Source organism: Paenibacillus sp. NPDC057934 (genome assembly GCF_042887565.1).
Lineage (GTDB): Bacteria > Bacillota > Bacilli > Paenibacillales > Paenibacillaceae > Paenibacillus_AQ.
Map to the genome: position 1 here is coordinate 173033 of NZ_JBHVPB010000002.1, position 18479 is coordinate 191511.

The following is an 18479-nucleotide window of genomic DNA, read 5'->3' on the forward strand; positions in this document are numbered from 1 at the left end:
CGGTTATTTGTATACTGTATATTTGCAAATTATGCATAGAAGAATTATGTTTATCTACATAGTTAAGAACTTTGTAAAATGTGGAACAATACAGAATAGTACGGCATACGGAGGGATAGCTTTGAATGATTCCAAATGGACCTGGCGCGGTGTAAGCCTGATCTCCATAGCAACAACTATTGTTTTGATCGCTGGCTTTGGATATGCAGTAAGTGACATTCTCTCTCCAAAGGGTGATGTTCCGTTGACATCCTTGCCACAGGCGACGCCTGCGCCCCAGAACGGAGCGGTGAAATCCTTTAAAGTGGTAGCTCTAGGAGATTCCCTTGCCAAGGGAACCGGGGACAACACCGGGAATGGCTATGTGAAGAATACGGTAGTAGGTTTGGCTGCAAGTGGAGTGTCGGCTGAGTTGCTTGGCAATATGGGGATCAACGGGCTGACAACAACTGGGCTGGAAAATAAACTGAAAGACGCTGGCGTACAGTATTCACTGCGTCAGGCTAATGTGATCCTGCTCTCCATCGGGGGTAATGATCTGTTTCGGGGAGCCGATCTGCTGCAAAATGGCGGTGCCGGGAATACTCCGGCCGGATCTTCCACAGGAACGAAGCCGAGCAATGCTGCCGGTAATCAGGCAGGTGAGGGAACAACGACCGGTACTTCCGGGGGAAAAGAAACGAACGACTTGACTCCGGAGGCGCTGCTCGCCGCGTTGCCGGAAGCTGCCGAGAGACTGGGGAAGATTTTGAACACCATTACAGAGATCAACCCGGCAGCACAAATCTATTACGTGGGTCTCTATAATCCGTTCGGTGATATTAAAGAAATGCTGATTCCGGGTAATCAAGCGGTAACGGCCTGGAACAATGCTGCGATGGATATCATCAACAAGAATAGCAAGATCACGCTTGTCCCTACCTTTGACCTGTTTAACAATCATTTGGACAAATATCTGTCCTCGGACCATTTTCACCCCAACAGTGACGGGTACAAACGGGTCGGGGAGCGGATTGTACAAGCTATTCAATAAGATGAATGAGCGCATGGAGCAAGACCGACATGATGTAATAAGGAGCAATGTGGCATATGGCAAAAGACATGAAGGATGGCCCTGGAACAGTGGTTCTCTCCGTTGACGGAGTCCGTAAGAGGATCGGCCGCAAATGGATTATTGATGATGTGACCTTTGATGTGCGCGAAGGTGAAATTTTCGGTTTTCTCGGACCTAACGGAGCCGGAAAAACGACAACCATCCGCATGCTTGTAGACTTGATCCGCCCCAGCGAGGGGAAGATCACGGTATGCGGCTATAACGTGAATAAAGACCCGGAGAAGGCGCTGCAATATGTGGGCTCCATCGTCGAGAATCCGGAAGTCTATACTTATCTGACAGGCTGGGAGAACTTGCAGCATTTTGCCCGGATGCAACCGGGAGTAGATGAAGCCCGGATTGCCGAGGTAGTCGACACCGTTCGGCTGGATCAGCGTATCCATGATAAGGTCAGTACATATTCGCTTGGGATGAGGCAGCGTCTCGGAATCGCGCAGGCGCTGCTGGGCCGTCCAAGGCTGTTGATTCTGGATGAACCCACCAACGGGCTGGACCCTAAGGGAATCAAGGAGCTGCGTGAATTCATCCGTAACCTTGCCGACGGGGGTCTTGCAGTATTCGTATCCAGCCACCTTCTCAGCGAGATTCAATTGCTGTGCGATCGGGTCGCCATTATCAGCAAGGGCCGTGTGCTTGCCGTGGGCGGAGTGGATGAGTTGGTTGCTCGTAACTCCCCATACGTCTTATGGGAGCTGGAGCCTTTTGACAAGGGGAGAACGTTACTGGCCGAACGGGCAGATGTCATATTGGCTGATCCTGCAGAGGTTACTCTTGATGATACGGTGATCGCGGGCATGGGTCCTAACTCATTGATTACGGTCATGGATGACAGTCTGATCCCAGAGATCGTTGCTGTGCTTGTCATGGCTGAAGTGGAAGTTCGGGGCGTGCATAAAATCAACCCGACACTGGAACAGCTATTCCTGAAACTGACGGAGGGTGAGACCATTGATTAACCTGTTGCCACTCATCCGTAATGAGTGTCTGAAGATTATTAAAAAGAAGCGTTTTTATGTCATTCTGTTGATTCTGGTCGTGCTGGTGCCGATGTTTACTTATGCTCAAATGCGGATCGCAGAACGCAGTCGTGATAAGTTCAATTCGGACTGGAGGCTGGAAATTCAGCAGCAGATTACAGACAATGAGAATTCGCTCGGGAGTGACCGGATTCCGGAGGAATGGAAATCGTATCGGAAAATCTTTGTGCAGCAGTTGCAGTATTATCTGGACCACGATGTGAATCCAAACGAGCCGAGCGGTGTGACCTTTACTCGTGAATTTCTTGACAATTCGGTGTCGTTGTTCATTCCTCTGCTGATTATGGCGGTAGCCTCAGACCTTGTATCGGGCGAAAGAACCACAGGAACGATTAAAATGCTACTGACCCGTCCGGTCAAACGCTGGAAGGTGCTTTTCAGTAAAATGACGGCGCTCTTAATGTTCGTTTCGCTGATCGTATTGTCGACCTTCATCATCAGCTACCTGATTTCAGGTCTGGCGTTTGGGTTCAAGGGCTTTAATGTGCCTGTCTTTACGGGTTTCCAGATCAGTGGTGATACGGTAGATATGTCAGGTGTCCATGCAGTGCCGCAGTGGAAATATTTGCTGATGCAGGGTGGATTGATCTGGTACGTCAGTGTAGTTGTTGCGCTGTTGGCCTTCATGGTCTCTGTACTCGTGAGGAGTACGGCTGCAAGTATTGTCGTAATGATGGCAGCGCTGATCGCCGGAACCATCCTGACGAACATGGCGTCTGCCTGGACGACAGCTAAATACTTGTTTATGGTCAATTTGGGATTAACGGGATATTTGTCTGGAACACCGGCGCCGATTGAGGGGATGAGCCTGTCCTTTTCCTTGATTGTGCTCGCTATTTGGGCCGCTGTTTCTGTGATCATTTCATTCGCCGTCTTTACGAAACGGGATATTTTGAATTAGAATGTACAAAGTGAACGAAAACGTTTGTTTGCATTTACAGGTTAAAGTGAAGTGAAGAGAAGGAGGAGCATGAATGCTCGAACAGATCGATATGTTTGCAAAAGTCTCCAGTGAAGGCGGAACAGCCCCGACTGGATATGATGCTGACGACATTCAGGTGCTCGAAGGTCTGGTTGCGGTCCGCAAACGGCCCGGCATGTATATCGGCAGTACGAGTTCGTCGGGACTGCACCATCTGGTATGGGAAATAGTGGATAATGCCGTAGATGAGCATTTAGCCAAATTTTGTTCCAAGATTGAGATTACCCTGCGCAAGGACGGTTCGGTAACCGTAACGGATAATGGACGGGGCATACCGACAGGAATGCACAAGACGGGTGTCCCCACACCTCAAGTCGTATTTACAATGCTGCATGCGGGTGGCAAGTTCGGTGGCTCCGGTTATAAAAAATCGGGTGGACTGCACGGCGTTGGCGCCTCAGTAACGAATGCATTGTCTGAATGGCTGGAAGTGGAGATCTACCGGGATGGTAAAATCCATCGTCAGCGCTTTGAATATTGGGTGGACGACAGCGGCAAGGAGCATGTCGGTGAGCCGGTGACCGGCCTCGACATTCTGGGGAACACGAACAGAACCGGTTCGAAGATTACATTCAAGCCGGATATTCGTGTCTTCCAGCACGGCATTGCGCTGAATTATGATACGCTCTCTGAACGGGTACAGGAAATAGCTTTCCTGAACTCCGGGCTGAGAATTATATTGACGGACGAACGCAGCGGCCGCCAGGATGAATTTTTCTACGAAGGCGGCGCAAGTCAATTTGTGCAATATTTGAATGAGGGTAAAGATGTCCTGCATGACGTCATTCATTTCAGTTCTGAGAAGGATGATATTGAGGTTGAAGTTGCACTTCAGTACAATGCGGGGTATACAGAAACCATTGCCTCTTTCGTCAACTCGATTCCGACACGGAGCGGGGGAACGCATGAGACAGGCTTCAAGACAGCCTACACCCGGGTCATGAACGACTATGCGCGCCGCACGCAATTGCTCAAGGAGAAGGATAAGAACCTTGAGGGCAATGATTTGCGTGAAGGGATGATGGTTGTCATTAGCATCAAAATGGCCGAGGTAGAGTTTGTGGGCCAGACGAAGGACCAACTCGGAAGTTCCTCGGCCCGCAGTGCGGTGGATTATATCGTTGCCGAGAACATGGCGCGTTTTCTGGAAGAGAACCCGCAGGTGGGACAGAGCTTGCTTAAGAAGTCGATTCAGGCCTCCAAGGCACGTGAAGCAGCGCGCAAAGCCCGTGACGAGATCCGCAGCGGCAAGAAGCGTAGCGAAAGCTCAAATCTGGGTGGCAAGCTGACCCCGGCGCAATCCAAGGACTTTTCGCGGACCGAATTGTTTATTGTGGAAGGTGATTCCGCCGGCGGTTCAGCCAAGCAGGGCCGTGATTCCAAGATTCAGGCCATTCTGCCGCTGAAAGGCAAGCCGATGAATCCCGAGAAATCTAAGCTACTGGACATTCTAAAGAATGATGAATACAAAGCGATCATCGCCGCTATTGGAGCGGGGATTGGTACCGAATTTGCGGTAGAAGACAGCAATTATTCCAAAATCATCATTATGACTGACGCGGATACGGACGGCGCGCATATCCAGGTGCTGCTATTGACCTTTTTCTACCGCTACATGAAGCCTCTGATTGACGCAGGTAAAGTCTTTATTGCCCAGCCTCCGCTCTACAAGCTGACCCGCAAATCCGGCAAGCTGGAGACCGTGCGTTATGCCTGGACTGACGAGCAGTTGCAGAATTATTTGAAGGAATTTGGCAAAAATTTCGAACTGCAGCGTTACAAAGGTCTCGGGGAAATGAACCCTGACCAGCTGTGGGAAACGACGATGAACCCAGAATCGCGCACACTACTGCAGGTACAAGTAGATGATACCGCCAAGGCTGAGCGCCGGGTATCGACACTGATGGGTGATAAGGTCGATCCGCGCAAGCGTTGGATTGTAGAGAACGTCGATTTCACCGAGATTGTGGAGTAGTAGATTGAGGAATAGAAGGTGAGTGCCAATGAGTAGTTTATCAGAACAATTTTTGCCGGCTATTCTGGAAGAGGTCGTCGGTGACCGCTTTGGCCGGTATTCCAAATATATCATTCAAGACCGGGCGATTCCGGATGTTCGGGACGGTCTGAAGCCGGTGCAGCGTCGTATCTTGTACGCGATGTACGATTCAGGCAATACGCCAGACAAACCCTATCGTAAGTCTGCGAAAACTGTAGGGGATGTAATGGGTAACTATCATCCACACGGTGATTCATCCATCTACGAAGGCATGGTGCGCATGGCGCAGCCTTGGAAAATGGGGCATGTACTGGTGGACGGGCACGGCAACTGGGGTTCGATGGACGATGATCCGGCAGCGGCAATGCGTTATACCGAAGCCCGGTTGTCACCAATTGCCATGGAGATGATGCGCGACATTGAGAAGCGTACGGTACTCTTCAAGGACAACTTTGATAACACGGCCAAAGAGCCAGTAGTTGTTCCATCCCGTTATCCGAACCTGTTAGTGAATGGTACTAGCGGAATTTCCGCTGGCTTTGCAACCGAAATTCCGCCGCATAACCTGCGAGAGGTCATTGACGCGTGCATCGCGGTGATGCAAAAGCCGGATATCGCGCTGGAGGATGTTATGACCTTCATCAAGGGGCCGGATTTCCCTACAGGTGGCACCATTATGGGCGGTGAAGGCATCATGGATGCTTACCGGACCGGTAAAGGCCGTATCTACCTTCGTTCCAAGACCGAGATTGAGAACCTGCGCGGCGGCAAGCAGCAGATTGTTATCACCGAGGTTCCATTCCAGGTGGTGAAATCCCGGCTTGTAACGAATATGGAGAACATCCGCCTTGAGAAAAAGGTGGAGGGGATCGCCGAAGTCCGCGACGAAAGTGGACGTGAAGGGCTGCGGATCGTGGTCGAGCTGAAGAAGGATGCGGATGCTCAGGGGATTCTGGCGTATCTGCTTAAGAAAACTGATTTACAGGTTACCTACAATTTTAATATGGTGGCCATCGTCGATAAAGCGCCACAACAGCTCGGACTTAAAGCCATTTTAGAAGCTTATATCGGTCATCAACGCGAGGTAGTTACACACCGGACCCAGTTTGATCTGGAGCGGGCCGAGGATCGTGCCCATGTATTGGAGGGGCTGGTTAAGGCACTTAACATCCTGGATGAGGTAATCGCCGCGATCAAAGCATCGAAGAACCGCCAAGATGCCCAGAACAACCTGGTCTGGATGTTCGGCTTTACTGAACGTCAGGCGGACTCTATTCTTACGCTCCAACTGTACCGTCTGACCAATCTGGAGATCACATCGCTCCAGAAGGAGCTTGATGAACTGCAGGCACGGATTGAGAAACTACGCGGTATTCTGGAGAGCGACAAGAAGCTGATCGCCGTGATTCGCAAGGAACTGCTGGAGATTCGTGAGAAATACGGCATCGACCGCCGCTCCATCATTCAGGAAGAAGTAGAGGAGATCAAGGTCAGCCTTGAGGTCCTTGTCAACGCGGAAGATGTGCTGGTAGCCCTTTCGGCAGATGGTTACATCAAGCGGACCAGCCTGTTGTCCTTTACCCGCTCAGGCGGGGAACGCCAGACTTCTGGCGTTAAGGAAGGCGATCATATCGTCAAGCTGCTGGATCTGAACACAAGGGACAACCTACTTATCTTTACACGTAAAGGTCAATACTTCCTCTTGCCGGTGCATCAGATCCCGGACTTCAAGTGGAAGGAACCGGGGACGGCTATTGTCAATGTCATCGGGCTCGCTAAGGGCGATGGCATCGTCAGTGTGTTGCCTGTGAATAACCTGGATGATCCGCTGACCAGTCTCGTCTTCGTCACCCGTAAGGGCCAGGTGAAGCGTACGGAGCTCAAGGAGTACTCTACAAGCCGTTCCGGCGCAGTAGCAGCATGCAAGGTGGGTGCAGGTGATGAAATCATTACAGTGGCTCCTAGCCGGGGTGACAAGGAACTGGTACTGATCACCCGTGAGGGCATGAGCATTAGGTTCCGCGAGAATGAAGTGAATCCTATGGGCCGAGTGGCCTCTGGCGTGCGGGGAATTCAACTGCGCGAAGGCGATGAGGTGGTGTCCTGCTTCTGGGTTAGCGAAGATGAAGGTGAGATTTTGACGATCTCCGACTTGGGATATGCCAAGCGTTCCTTGCTCCTGGATTATCCGTCGCAAAGCCGTGGCGGCAAAGGCATGCCGACGTTTGAATTCAAGGAAGGCAAGCGAGTACGTCCGAATGGCAGCCGCTTGGTAGGTGCTTTTTACTGCAAGGAGCCAGTGGGACTGCTTGCTATTACGCGTGACGGATTGTCACATGTCTTCTCCTCGGAATCAGCACCACTGGGTGAACGGAAATCGACCGGCAAGCAGATTGTGTCTGTAGAGAAAAAGGATGAGATCATCACCTTGTTCCCGGCCATTCAATAATAGATCTACTTACCTTAGGGATTGCAGGTGTGGAAAAGAGTCTCTCCCGAGGTAAACATAAAGGAAGATACGCTGATTTGAAGGTGTACAGATTTGAAGGCGTTGATTTGAAGATGTTGCTTTGAAGATGTTGCTTTGAAGATGCTCTGACTTAAATATGCTTTGTTTTGGTGTCCGCCTGCTTTCCTCGAGAAAGCGGTTGGGCACCATTTTTCTTAGAAAGAGGGTGGAAGTTGCGGCTAATGGGATTATTTATTTTCCGAGTTAGCAGGAAATGGAATCTCTTTCTCGAAAATGTAATATAAACCGGTAGGGAAATACCAGAACGACAGTAACGCAAGGAAAGGAAGGAATACGTGTGCACGCCACTGAATTCAGTAAGATATGGCATAAAATTTTGAAAGACTATAAGCTTCATATGGACAGCAAGCTCGCCCCGACGCTTACCGATGCCCAACTAACTGTACTGGAACTGCTTCAGGAACGTGATGCGATCAAGCCTTCTGATCTGGCTCCGCATCTGGCAACCAGCCCGGCGGCGGTGACCATGCTGCTGGACCGGATGGAGAAGCATGACCTTATCGCAAGAGAACGTGATGGAGGGGATCGCCGCATTGTCTGGGTCAGCATTACAGAGACAGGTAAGCGCGAGTCCGCACGGGGGCTGAAGGTCCGCAGCGATTTTTTTGCTGAGGCCCTGGACCCGATCTCGTCCCATAACCAGCAGCTGCTCCTGTATCTGATGGGCAAAATGGTTGTCGCTCCAACCCCCGCCCCAACGCCGGAGGGCTCCACTCCGTAATATCACAAATTTATAGGTTGGCGAGCTCATTGTATCGCTCAAAGTGAACATGTTATTCGACAATGATCAAAGAAGCATCTCCGAAATATTAAAGCACTGTAGCTGAGGGATGCATGAGTTGAAGGTTGCATGAACTGAGGGATGCATGAGCTGAAGGTTGCACGAACTGAGGGTTACATGCATTGAGAGTTTCATGAAGTGAGGATGGCATGAACTGAGGGTTTCATGAACTGAGGATGGCAACTGAGAGTCTCATGAACTTAAGGAACTCATGGCTGAGAGATCCTTGCAACTTTCGAAGTATATCAAACTAACGAGCACTTCAACAGTTCGCAAGAACTTAGTTTACTTGGAATGATGAATTGCAATGATTATCAGATTTTTCTGCTGGCGGTTGTTTGTCGATGGAGATCCATGAAGTAAAACAAGACCAATGAAGTAAAACAAAACCAATTAAGTAAAATAAAACTAATGAAGTAAAACAAAACCAATGAAGTAAATCAAAGATCATTAACGGGAATAACTCCTGTTAATGAAGCGATAATATAGTTATTTTAGAAAATAACAGGAAAAACTCCCGTTAATATGGCTGATAGAGAGACTTATTGTGTCAAGTGAGGCTAATAACAGGAGAAAATCCTGTTATTTTTGCTGTAGGCATCGATTTAAATGAATTAACAGGAGATTATCCTGTTAATGTTTCTCCTTTGGCTTATGGTACTAAGTTTTGTGAGAGTTGCAGCCTTTACAGGCTGTGCAATTAATGTAAGCGTTCAATAAGATGATTATCAGATCACCTTAACCTTACTCTATCCTCACTGTTGGATCAATATAACTTCACTGTAAGCTCGAAAGCTGGGTTTTTAGAAGTAGCAGTGGTACGTACAAAAGCAGAAGTGCGAGGATTAGAGTGGTACGAATAAAATCAGCAGTAGCATCGGCACCAGCTTTACCCGTATTACCAGCGGCACAGAATTAGCAGAGTACTAAACATTTATCGTCGCTGAGCATTAGTCTACACAAAAAAAACAGGCCCTCCTTAACGGACGGCCTGTTTTTGCAATTCCTTTGTCCACAGGTTCCAAGGGAAGTTCTGTGGCGGCAAGGAGATTAGTTCGATTTCATCTTTCGTCACCGGATGAGGGAAGGCAACCACTGACGACCAGAGCGCAATCTGCTGCCCTGGCTTGTTCACAGCGGCGCCGTATTTCTGGTCGCCATACAGCGGGCAGCCGATTGAGCTGAGCTGAACGCGGATCTGATGCGAGCGTCCAGTGAGCAGGTCGATCTTCAGCAGGCTATAGCCCTCCGCGGTGCCGAGCACAGTATAGTCGAGGATGGCTTCTTTGCCCCCCGGTGTACCTTTACGTACCACGGCTACGGTGTTGGTGGAAGAATCCTTGAGCAGCGTGTCCACAAGCCGTCCGCTGAGAGCCGGAGGCTTCCCATGCACCACCGTAAGGTATACCTTACGGAAGCTGTGGGTACGAACGCTGTCCGACAATCTGGACGCGGCCTTAGAGGTCTTGGCGAAGATCATCGCGCCGCCAACAGGGCGGTCCAGACGGTGAACTAGCCCCATATAGACGTTACCCGGCTTGTTGAACCGTTTCTTGACATCTTCTTTGAGCAGGGTAAGCACATCGTTATCCCCCGTGGCGTCTTCCTGTACGGGGACGTTCACCGGCTTGACGATGCCCAGCAGATGGTTATCTTCATACAGGATTTCAAAAGCAGAGGAGACGCTGTTAGCGTCATCCTGTCCGCCTTGTGTATGCGGGGCCACGGGTTAGGACTCCCAGCGGCCCAAGATGCCGCAAGGCAGGTTCAAGCCGGAAGAGGTAATCGGCAAGCCGATTTCACCGGAAGTGATTTTCCCGCCATAGCGTTGTCCCATTGTCATGGAGAGCATGTTGCTCAGCACGGTCGGCGAGATACCTGTAGTGTAGGAATTAATGAGCATAAACAGCGGATTGTCACTCAGAATCTGCATGCAGCTTTCCAGGAACGGGTACAGGCTTGATTCCAGCTTCCACATTTCACCGCCAGGTCCTCTTCCATAGGATGGCGGGTCCATGATGATGGCATCGTATTTGCTGCCACGGCGTTGTTCACGCTGTACGAATTTGAACACATCATCCGTAATGAAGCGAACCGGACGCTCGCTAAGGCCCGATAGCTGTACATTTTCTTTAGCCCACTGCACCATACCTTTGGCTGCATCCACATGCACGACGGAAGCGCCTGCGCTGGCAGAAGCTACAGTAGCTCCACCGGTGTATGCGAACAGGTTCAGCACCTGGATCGGACGGTTCGCCGATGAAATCTTGTCCATCATCCAATTCCAGTTGGCAGCTTGCTCAGGGAATAATCCCGTATGTTTGAAGTTGGTAGGACGCAGGTTGAACTTCAGATCCCCGTAGCTAATCCGCCAGTTGTCGGGGATGGTCTTCTTCATTTCCCATTGTCCGCCGCCTGCGGAGCTGCGGTGGTAATGTCCGTGCAAATCGCGCCACTGATACGTCTCATTGTTAAGCGGCCAAATGATCTGAGGGTCTGGGCGGCGCAGTATGATATCGCCCCAGCGTTCCAGCTTTTCTCCGCCACCCGTATCAATGACTTCATAGTCTTTCCAATCACTTGCTATATACATTTCTTTATCCATCCTTCAAAAATTCATTTAGCCTTTATTGTACAACATTTCGCCGCATAGCTACAAACAAATTGGCCCGGAGTTCCACATGTATTTACAGTTGTACGCTGGCGCTGGACTAGAGGGTTGTGTATGATCAGATTAGATTATCCTGCATCATCCCCTGCACAGACTATTACTCGGCCATCGGACCGGAAAGGAACGCCTATGTACAAGCTTGCACAGCTCTATCACCCGATCACGGCAACGCCGGCGATGACCAATGAAATTCCGCCCGTCAAACTGCTGGCACCCTACATCCGCTGCTTCTGGGGAACAGGGGATACGTCGGTGTCCTGGACACCTGCACTGCCTGCTGATCCCGAAATCATCATCCCGGATACGTGTATGGACATCATTTGGGATTTGGATGAAGATACGGGCCGAAGCAGCATGCTTTTTCATGGGATTAATGATGCGCCCTTCACAGTACCGTCAGAGCGGGTGACAGCGGGTGGTTCCAGGTTTGCGATCCGGTTTTACTTTTGGGGTGTGCATTATTTCGCGGACGATCATCTACGGGATGTTCTAAATGCCCATGTTGATGTCGAGGCTTATTTTGGCACCTTTAGACGCGAGCTGGGGGAGCTGTTGACGCATACAAGCACAATGCCAAGCAGGATTGCAGCTGCCGAGGCTTATTTGCTGCGTAGGTTGGAGAATCGCTGTAGAACGAATGACAACGTGATGAATGCCGTGTACACCATCCTTCAATCAAGAGGTGTCGTTACTGCCGAGGAGCTGCAGAGGCGTTCAGGACTCAGCCAGCGCCAATTGGAGAGATTGTTCCGTGAATATATAGGGATTTCTCCCAAGAAAACCGCGGATCTGGTCCGCTTTCAGAATACATGGCAGGAACTGTATCATCGGACTCGTGAAAAGCTCAATATGCAGGATCTTGTGTATGCCTACCGCTTCAGCGATCAATCTCATTTCAATAACAGTTTTAAAAAATATGCCGGAAGAACGCCCCTTGAGGCACTGGCTGCCGCCGGGCGGTGATGTCGTTTTTTTGCAATACTTCACTGGAAGAATCGGTTACATTAGTGATGAGAGTTCGAAAGAAGTGAAAATGTCATCTACACATTTGAAAGGGGAATCTCTTATGATTTCAGCATTCGAAAGTATCAATATCTACACGAAAGACACCGCCGCGTTGACGGCATTTTACCGTGATGTACTGGGAATTCCGGTACCCTTCGAGGGCTATGGCAATTTCGATGGCGCCAAAATCGCTTTTGACAGCAGACAGCCAGGCATTATCGTCTGGGACGAGAACAAATGGGACAAGCTAACTACAGGACAGGTCAATCTCGTATTTTCCTGTAGCAATCTTGACGAAACTTATGCCGAGCTAAAGTCCAGAGGACTGGACTGTAAGCCTCCAGTTGTCATGGAATACGGTGGCAAGGAAATGAATTTCCGCGATCCGGATGGCAATAGCATCACCTTGCTAGAGGGTGCATACTAACTTTCTTTTTAGGTCGGAATAACATCTCCACGGAGTCTTGGAAACCGGGTTATTTTCAGGAAAAATAAAATTGTCGGCTACTCTGACCAGAGTCATCTGGGGTGGAATGGCCGGCTTTTTTTGGATTCAGACAACTAGTTGTGAAGGGGGAAGTATTATTTATAGTTGACACTGATAATCATTATCAAATAGAATGGTTATGAAAATGTTAACCGTTTGTTTATAGCGATAAAGTTGGATTGGGGAGGAACAGGTTCATGGTTAAAGTTTTAGTAGCGTATGCCAGTCTTACTGGAAATACGGAAGAGATTGCTGAACTGATCGTAGAAGGAATAAACCAGGCAGGCGGAGCGGCTGTATTGAAATCGGTCACCGACTGTAATGCTGATGAGATAAAAGAATATGAGGGTGTATTACTGGGTGCCTACACATGGGGCGACGGTGAGCTGCCGGATGAATTTCTTGATTTCTACGAGGAGATGGATGAGCTGAATTTGTCTGGCTTCAAGGCTGCGGCCTTTGGAAGTGGCGATACCGGGTATGAGATTTATTGCGGCGCTGTAGATATCATTGAGCAGAAGCTGACGGAATTGGGCGCAAAGATCGTGCAGGAGAGTCTGAAGATCGAATACGGGCCGAGCGCTACTGAAAAAGATGCTTGCCGGCAGTTCGGACGTCAATTCATCGAAGCCTGCGCGGCGGTTTCATAGGGATGGGCCGGCTGGCAGGCAGTATGGCAGCAAGCGCAGGAAGCGAACCAATTGCACAGTACAGCCGTCTGCATGACTACCGGATGGAGCATATTATGCAAGGCGGATCGGTAAAACAAGGCAAAGGCGCGCTGGCGACAGGACTTCCCCGCTGGCGACAGCAGGTTCAGTATGCGGTAGGGCATACACTGAACGATTTCTACAGTCTTCAGCCCGAGGTACGCAGGGAGACCCCTGTACAGTTTCTACTGGAACGCCGGTGGCCGCCCAAGGGTGAGGCGTTTCCATCACTGCTGCATTATTGGGATGTCAAGACTACCGTCGCGGATGAACTGATGCGGATTGTCTCTGTCAATCATCTGCAAGAAATCCCCGTGATGCTCTATGAGCAGTGGTTCGTTCCTGTCCCTGAATTGGAAGTAGACTTGTCGATGATCTTTCAGCTGGGCTGGAATTCCGGGACACCGGGACGTAGCCTCAGCATACAGAAATTCATGGTCAACGGGAACGAGGACGTGATCACCGGATTTCTACATATGGCCAACGTGTTTTGCAACCAAGCTTACGGACAGCCGCCGGAAACGGTGGAAATCTATTCGCTACTGGACGGACGCAAGCATTCCTTCGATGGCGGGGCAGTTTCATATGCGGAATCCCTGGATTATGTACGTTTATTGTCGGTGTTTCTGGAACAGGCAGAACAGGCAGACCGAGTCGTTTGCTCCAGTAACCGCAGAAGTGACAAGAATGAGGATACCTGCGGACGTTACGGATTAATGTAATGGAGTATAGGTCTATGTTTCTCATCAAAATAACAAAGAACCCTCTTTCTACCGGTCCTAAGGACCAGGATAGAAAGGGGGTTTTGCTTGCATTTTATTCTTTAACAGGCGCGATTAGCACAGGCTTAGATTTATCCAATAAACCGGTAATAGTCCTGCTTGTTCAAAATTACAAAACCGCAGCTTTCATACAGTTTTAGCGCGTTGGGATTATCCAGCGCAACTTCCAGATTGACGCCATTGTAATTACGTTGCTCGCGCTCAATCGTCTGCAGCAAGGTACTGCGTCCGATTCCAAGACCCCGCATGGTCTTATCCACAGTAAAGCCATAAATCCAGGTCTCATTATTTTCTGTATTCAGACGCATCTTGCCTACAGGCTGTCCGTCAAGTTCAATCATGATATGCTCCTCGGCCGCATCATGCTTGTTCAATTCGGCGGCTTCCTCCAGCGTCAGGCCGAAACCATCGGCATCCAGTTGGTTGAGCAGGGGAGTCTCATCGGCGCGTGCCGGACGCAGATTCACAGAGGTTCTCGCTGAACTGTCTCCACTGCCATAGCGCTTGGCGGCTGCGCCGTCCCATTTCATCTGATATTCGGCATGATTAAAAGCCAGCGGCAGTGTACCAAGAAATCCTGCTCCCGAGGTAGAGGCCCCAGGCGCATTCAGTAGAATCTTCTGGATCTCCTTGGATTTGATGATATCCAGTGCCTGATTCCATAGCTTTGTGAAAATCCCCCGTCGCCGATAGCCCGGACGAACCATTCCGCAGATTTCCACCTCGCTGCCAAAAGCATAAAGCCCAATAAATCCAACGAGCAATCCGTCCTCGTAGCTTACAAGCCATTCCGCTCCACCGGGAGCAGAGCCTAAGCGCAATGATTCCCAGTTCAGCTTGAGCGAGATGCCATCATACTGCTCGCATTTTTGTTGCAATTCTTCTATATCTTTCAATGTGTTCTTTGTAGTCAAACCCGTTCCCTCCAAATGTGACGGTATCCCGCCCGATTATAGTAGTTCTGGGGAAACGGGGACCGGCCTTCAGGAAGACCGGCTTCCGTCTCCGCTCAGTACATCCTGATACTCAGGATGCTTCTTGAATTGATGCGCAGCGTAGGAGCATTCCGGTACTATTTTCAAATGCTCCGCACGCGCTTTGTCCACGACAGCCTTCACGAGATCTTCACCAGCACCTTGGCCGCGCAGCTCCTCGGAGACAAACGTATGGTCAATGACCAGATCTCCAGTAGTTTCATCAGCTGCATATGTAATCTCGGCAAGGTCTTTGTCGTCACCGGCAACAAAAAAACGACCTTCTCCATGTTGAATTTTCATCTTATAAATCAGCCCCCGTTAAGTTAATGCCTATATTTTACTACTTCTGTTTTCAAAAAGCGAGAGAAGCGCACACAAACCGAATGCTTGCGCGTTCGCCGGGATATACAATAAGATAAAAGCACTAATCTGGCACTGAACAGAAGCTGCACAAGGAGGAATACCCGTGAAATACGAGGTTGAGGTTCAATTTGAACCTGTCTATGAATTACTGAACAGCGTACATACGTTTATATGCAGGAAGTCCTATAAGAAGATTGATCTGGGCCAGGTTTGGGCGGTGGAAACGCGAAATGTCCTGAGTAAGGAACTGCTGAACCTTCTGGACGAGACGGAGCTGAATAATGATTGGAAGACGCTGAACCTGCTCATTTACCAGTGTCCATGTAAGCAGAGTGTGGAAAGTGTTCTGGACTGGATCGAAGGGTTGACGGTCGGGGAAATTTACGAGACCCTTTCGGAATATGTCACGGTCTTTCCTGCACAGATGGAGGCGTTTCGCGGGAAAATGCTTTTTTTACTAAGAGAGTGGAACGCACAGTATTTCAGCCAACAGAAGCCAGAGGTTATCCGGCGGCTGCAAGATCATGCGGATCAAAAAAAGGAAGAACTGAAGGCGTCGGCCCCTGGAGATTTTATTAATCAGACTACGAACGGCTTTTATTTTAACCCCATAGACGGGCTTCAGAGGCTGGTACTAATTCCGCAGTTTCATTTTCAACCAGCCAACATCATCTACCACTATGGTAAAATAACGATCTGTCATTATTCCGCACGGATTTCACTGGCCGAGGAGGACGCGCTGTCTCCGTTCATGTACCGGACGATCCGCAGTTTGGGGGAGAAGAGTCGTCTACGGATACTGCAATCCCTTAGTGGAGAGCGTAAAACCTTTACCGAAATCGTCAAAGATGCCGGCATCTCCAAGGGAATTGTGCATGACCATATTTTTAACTTGCGATGCGCGGGTCTGCTGTACGCTTATATTGACGGAGAGAATGTAACGACTTATAGCTTGCGTTTGGACGGGCTGCACAAGATGAATGAGCAATTGCTGGAGTATTTAAAATAACTTCATATTTCCATGAACAATAGGGCGCCCTGGGCGCTCTTTTTGTTTTATCAGGAAGATATTGAAATATTTAAATTCTTTATAAACAGAAAAAAAATTAAGTTCTCTATTTACAGAACAATAATTTCTTTCTATAATGTGAACTATCGGTTTTTAAACATACTTAGTGGGTAGGAATAATTGTTATTACTGAAAACCACAGAAAAACAGGGAGATGAGTCCATGAAACAACGATTAATGCTGATCACTACATTACTGCTTACCGGTTCACTGCTACTGTCCGCTTGCGGAGGCAACAATGCCAACACGGCCGGAAACAATGCAGCTAAAGGGAATACGGGAACAACGAATACAGCTGCAAATCAGACAGCCACCGCGAATGCTCCGGGGGGAGAGGCCGTACCGACAGGGGCGCTGAGCGAACCGTTCACAGCCACCGATTTGTCTAAGCTTCCGGCTACCGCGCAGAAGCGCAATGATACGATTATTGTAGGCTTGACCGATCCTAGCGGGGCGTTCACCCCTTATTTTCAACAAAGCGGATATGACGGTAACGTCTCCTCCTTGCTCTATGCCTCACTCGTAACGGTGGATGATAAAGGTGTGCCTATACCAGAGCTGGCGGAGAGCTGGGATATATCGGAGGATGGACTTACATACACTTTTCACCTTCGCAAAGATCTAAAGTTCAGCGACGGCTCCCCGTTGACTGCAGATGATGTGGCGTTTACCTGGACGATTCAATATGACAAGACTTATGATGGCGGCTCCCAGCTACCGACGCTGAATGTGAAGGGTGGCAAGGCATACAAAGATGGCACTGCTCAAAGCATCGAGGGCATCAAGGTCATTGATCCACAGACGATTTCAGCCACACTTGAAGTACCTAACGCGACAGCGCTGGTGACCCTGGGCTCGAACGTACTGTCGAAAGCTTACTATGGTAAGGACTACAAATTCGGCCATCTCGAATATATCAAGAAGCTGCATGAGCATCCGCTTGGCGATGGTCCATACAAGCTGGAGAAGTTTATTCCGGGGCAGGAAGTCCGTTTCGTCGCCAACGAGAATTATTTTAAAGGCAAGCCACAGACGGAACATTTCATCTACAAAACAACTGAAGGTGATGTATGGCAGTTCCTGGAGACTGGAGAAGTGGACTATGCTTCGTTCAGTGCAACAGAAGAGAATATCGACAAGCTGAAGGGTCTGGGTTTTGTGAACATCATTCCTTATACGCCAAGCACCTATGGTTATATGCAAGTCAATCTGAAGCATGAGCAGGTAAAAGATAAGCTGGTGCGTCAGGCCATTGTCTACGGTCTGGACCGGCAAAGTATCTATGTAGATGCTGCCCAAGGTGCAGGGTCAGTCGCCAATATTCCAGCTTCGCCGATCTCGTGGGCCTATACGGAAGAAGGCATTAATCCATACAAATATGATCCGGAAAAAGCTAAACAGCTCCTGGATGAAGCAGGCTGGAAGGCAGGAGCTAATGGAATCCGTGAAAAGGACGGCAAGTCGCTGTCGATTCATTACTTGGGCTCGAAGAGCAAGAACACGGATATTTTTATCGCTGTAGCCAAGGAGAACTTTGCAGCGATCGGCATTGATTTCCAGCCGGAAGTCTTCGCTGACTTTAACTCGCTTGTCTCCAAGGTGGAAGGCGGGGATTATGATCTCGTTTCCTTCTCTACCAGCATGCTGACCGATCCATCCGAGGGCTTTATGCAATTCTTTAACGGTGAAATCAAGGATTACGATAATCCAAAATTCCTAGAGCTGTACAACAAGGCGCTGGCGACCACAGATATTGAACAGCGCAAAGCGGTGTACAAAGAGCTGTATCAGCTTTTCAACGACGAACTGCCGATTATTTTTACCAACTACAAGAAGACAGTGTATGCCTATAACGGCCGCATCGGCAATCTCACCGTCAGCCCGTACATCGGACTTGCTGGTAGCCTGCCGGAATGGACGCTGAAATAAAACAGCAAACGTCCCCTGCTTGCACCACTCCGGGCAGGGGATGTTT

At 49.4% G+C, this 18479-nt stretch carries 16 protein-coding genes; 12 read left to right on the forward strand and 4 right to left on the reverse strand.

Going from position 1 to position 18479, the window contains the following annotated elements:
• Positions 1-121 precede the first annotated feature (121 nt).
• The 6 genes from ACFVRY_RS05285 (at position 122) to ACFVRY_RS05310 (ending at position 8380) form a co-directional block, all read left to right on the forward strand.
• Positions 122-1033 carry a GDSL-type esterase/lipase family protein gene (locus tag ACFVRY_RS05285; RefSeq protein ID WP_387498047.1) on the forward strand — a complete coding sequence of 304 codons (912 nt, stop codon included), beginning with the start codon at positions 122-124 and terminating at the stop codon, positions 1031-1033.
• A gap of 56 nt (positions 1034-1089) precedes the next feature.
• Positions 1090-2070 carry an ABC transporter ATP-binding protein gene (locus ACFVRY_RS05290; RefSeq protein ID WP_387498049.1) on the forward strand — a complete coding sequence of 327 codons (981 nt, stop codon included), beginning with the start codon at positions 1090-1092 and terminating at the stop codon, positions 2068-2070.
• Complete coding sequence (locus ACFVRY_RS05295; RefSeq protein WP_387498051.1) at positions 2063-3052, forward strand: ABC transporter permease; 990 nt, start codon at positions 2063-2065, stop codon at positions 3050-3052. Before ACFVRY_RS05290 ends, ACFVRY_RS05295 begins: the two co-directional genes overlap by 8 nt.
• Positions 3053-3125: 73 nt before the next feature.
• A complete protein-coding gene (parE, locus tag ACFVRY_RS05300; protein ID WP_387498053.1) occupies positions 3126-5108 on the forward strand; it encodes a DNA topoisomerase IV subunit B in 1983 nt (660 codons plus the stop codon).
• A 28-nt stretch (positions 5109-5136) separates the two neighbouring features.
• The gene (gene gyrA, locus ACFVRY_RS05305; protein WP_387498055.1) at positions 5137-7578 is read left to right on the forward strand and encodes a DNA gyrase subunit A; all 2442 of its coding nucleotides are present in this window, start codon (positions 5137-5139) and stop codon (positions 7576-7578) included.
• A 358-nt stretch (positions 7579-7936) separates the two neighbouring features.
• Positions 7937-8380 carry a MarR family winged helix-turn-helix transcriptional regulator gene (locus tag ACFVRY_RS05310; protein WP_066362960.1) on the forward strand — a complete coding sequence of 148 codons (444 nt, stop codon included), beginning with the start codon at positions 7937-7939 and terminating at the stop codon, positions 8378-8380.
• 1039 nt (positions 8381-9419) lie between these two features.
• Here ACFVRY_RS05310 and ACFVRY_RS05315 read toward each other — a convergent pair.
• Both ACFVRY_RS05315 and ACFVRY_RS05320 read right to left on the reverse strand, forming a co-directional pair.
• Positions 9420-10166: an RluA family pseudouridine synthase gene (locus ACFVRY_RS05315; RefSeq protein WP_387498057.1), complete on the reverse strand. Its 747-nt coding sequence runs from the start codon at positions 10164-10166 to the stop codon at positions 9420-9422.
• A 3-nt stretch (positions 10167-10169) separates the two neighbouring features.
• The gene (locus tag ACFVRY_RS05320; protein WP_387498059.1) at positions 10170-11033 is read right to left on the reverse strand and encodes a class I SAM-dependent methyltransferase; all 864 of its coding nucleotides are present in this window, start codon (positions 11031-11033) and stop codon (positions 10170-10172) included.
• 132 nt (positions 11034-11165) lie between these two features.
• On the opposite strand from ACFVRY_RS05320, the gene ACFVRY_RS05325 reads away from it, so the two are divergent.
• The 4 genes from ACFVRY_RS05325 (at position 11166) to ACFVRY_RS05340 (ending at position 14035) form a co-directional block, all read left to right on the forward strand.
• Positions 11166-12074 carry a helix-turn-helix domain-containing protein gene (locus ACFVRY_RS05325; protein ID WP_387498061.1) on the forward strand — a complete coding sequence of 303 codons (909 nt, stop codon included), beginning with the start codon at positions 11166-11168 and terminating at the stop codon, positions 12072-12074.
• A 103-nt stretch (positions 12075-12177) separates the two neighbouring features.
• Positions 12178-12543, forward strand: a complete 366-nt coding sequence (locus ACFVRY_RS05330) for a VOC family protein (protein ID WP_387498063.1) — start codon at positions 12178-12180, stop codon at positions 12541-12543.
• A 257-nt stretch (positions 12544-12800) separates the two neighbouring features.
• A complete protein-coding gene (locus tag ACFVRY_RS05335) occupies positions 12801-13253 on the forward strand; it encodes a flavodoxin (protein WP_387498065.1) in 453 nt (150 codons plus the stop codon).
• A complete protein-coding gene (locus ACFVRY_RS05340; protein ID WP_387498067.1) occupies positions 13202-14035 on the forward strand; it encodes a hypothetical protein in 834 nt (277 codons plus the stop codon). Before ACFVRY_RS05335 ends, ACFVRY_RS05340 begins: the two co-directional genes overlap by 52 nt.
• 131 nt (positions 14036-14166) lie before the next feature.
• Here ACFVRY_RS05340 and ACFVRY_RS05345 read toward each other — a convergent pair whose 3' ends face one another.
• Both ACFVRY_RS05345 and ACFVRY_RS05350 read right to left on the reverse strand, forming a co-directional pair.
• Positions 14167-15009, reverse strand: a complete 843-nt coding sequence (locus tag ACFVRY_RS05345) for a GNAT family N-acetyltransferase (protein ID WP_387498069.1) — start codon at positions 15007-15009, stop codon at positions 14167-14169.
• Positions 15010-15078: 69 nt separating this feature from the next.
• Positions 15079-15372, reverse strand: coding sequence for a GNAT family N-acetyltransferase (locus ACFVRY_RS05350; RefSeq protein ID WP_387498071.1), 294 nt, complete (start codon positions 15370-15372; stop codon positions 15079-15081).
• Between the two features lie 166 nt (positions 15373-15538).
• Here ACFVRY_RS05350 and ACFVRY_RS05355 point away from each other — a divergent pair, with 166 nt between their 5' ends.
• Both ACFVRY_RS05355 and ACFVRY_RS05360 read left to right on the forward strand, forming a co-directional pair.
• A complete protein-coding gene (locus ACFVRY_RS05355; RefSeq protein WP_387498073.1) occupies positions 15539-16444 on the forward strand; it encodes an ArsR/SmtB family transcription factor in 906 nt (301 codons plus the stop codon).
• A gap of 222 nt (positions 16445-16666) precedes the next feature.
• Positions 16667-18433, forward strand: coding sequence for an ABC transporter substrate-binding protein (locus tag ACFVRY_RS05360; RefSeq protein WP_387498075.1), 1767 nt, complete (start codon positions 16667-16669; stop codon positions 18431-18433).
• Positions 18434-18479 lie beyond the last annotated feature (46 nt).

What these genes read in the sequence shown, in the direction of transcription:
- ACFVRY_RS05335 (WP_387498065.1), top strand. Translation starts at nt 12,801, where the DNA reads ATGGTTAAAGTTTTAGTAGCGTATGCCAGTCTTACTGGAAATACGGAA.
- ACFVRY_RS05325 (WP_387498061.1), top strand. Translation starts at nt 11,166, where the DNA reads ATGATCAGATTAGATTATCCTGCATCATCCCCTGCACAGACTATTACT.
- ACFVRY_RS05360 (WP_387498075.1), top strand. Translation starts at nt 16,667, where the DNA reads ATGAAACAACGATTAATGCTGATCACTACATTACTGCTTACCGGTTCA.
- ACFVRY_RS05330 (WP_387498063.1), top strand. Translation starts at nt 12,178, where the DNA reads ATGATTTCAGCATTCGAAAGTATCAATATCTACACGAAAGACACCGCC.
- ACFVRY_RS05350 (WP_387498071.1), bottom strand. Translation starts at nt 15,372, where the DNA reads ATGAAAATTCAACATGGAGAAGGTCGTTTTTTTGTTGCCGGTGACGAC.
- ACFVRY_RS05320 (WP_387498059.1), bottom strand. Translation starts at nt 11,033, where the DNA reads ATGTATATAGCAAGTGATTGGAAAGACTATGAAGTCATTGATACGGGT.
- ACFVRY_RS05290 (WP_387498049.1), top strand. Translation starts at nt 1,090, where the DNA reads ATGGCAAAAGACATGAAGGATGGCCCTGGAACAGTGGTTCTCTCCGTT.
- parE (WP_387498053.1), top strand. Translation starts at nt 3,126, where the DNA reads ATGCTCGAACAGATCGATATGTTTGCAAAAGTCTCCAGTGAAGGCGGA.
- gyrA (WP_387498055.1), top strand. Translation starts at nt 5,137, where the DNA reads ATGAGTAGTTTATCAGAACAATTTTTGCCGGCTATTCTGGAAGAGGTC.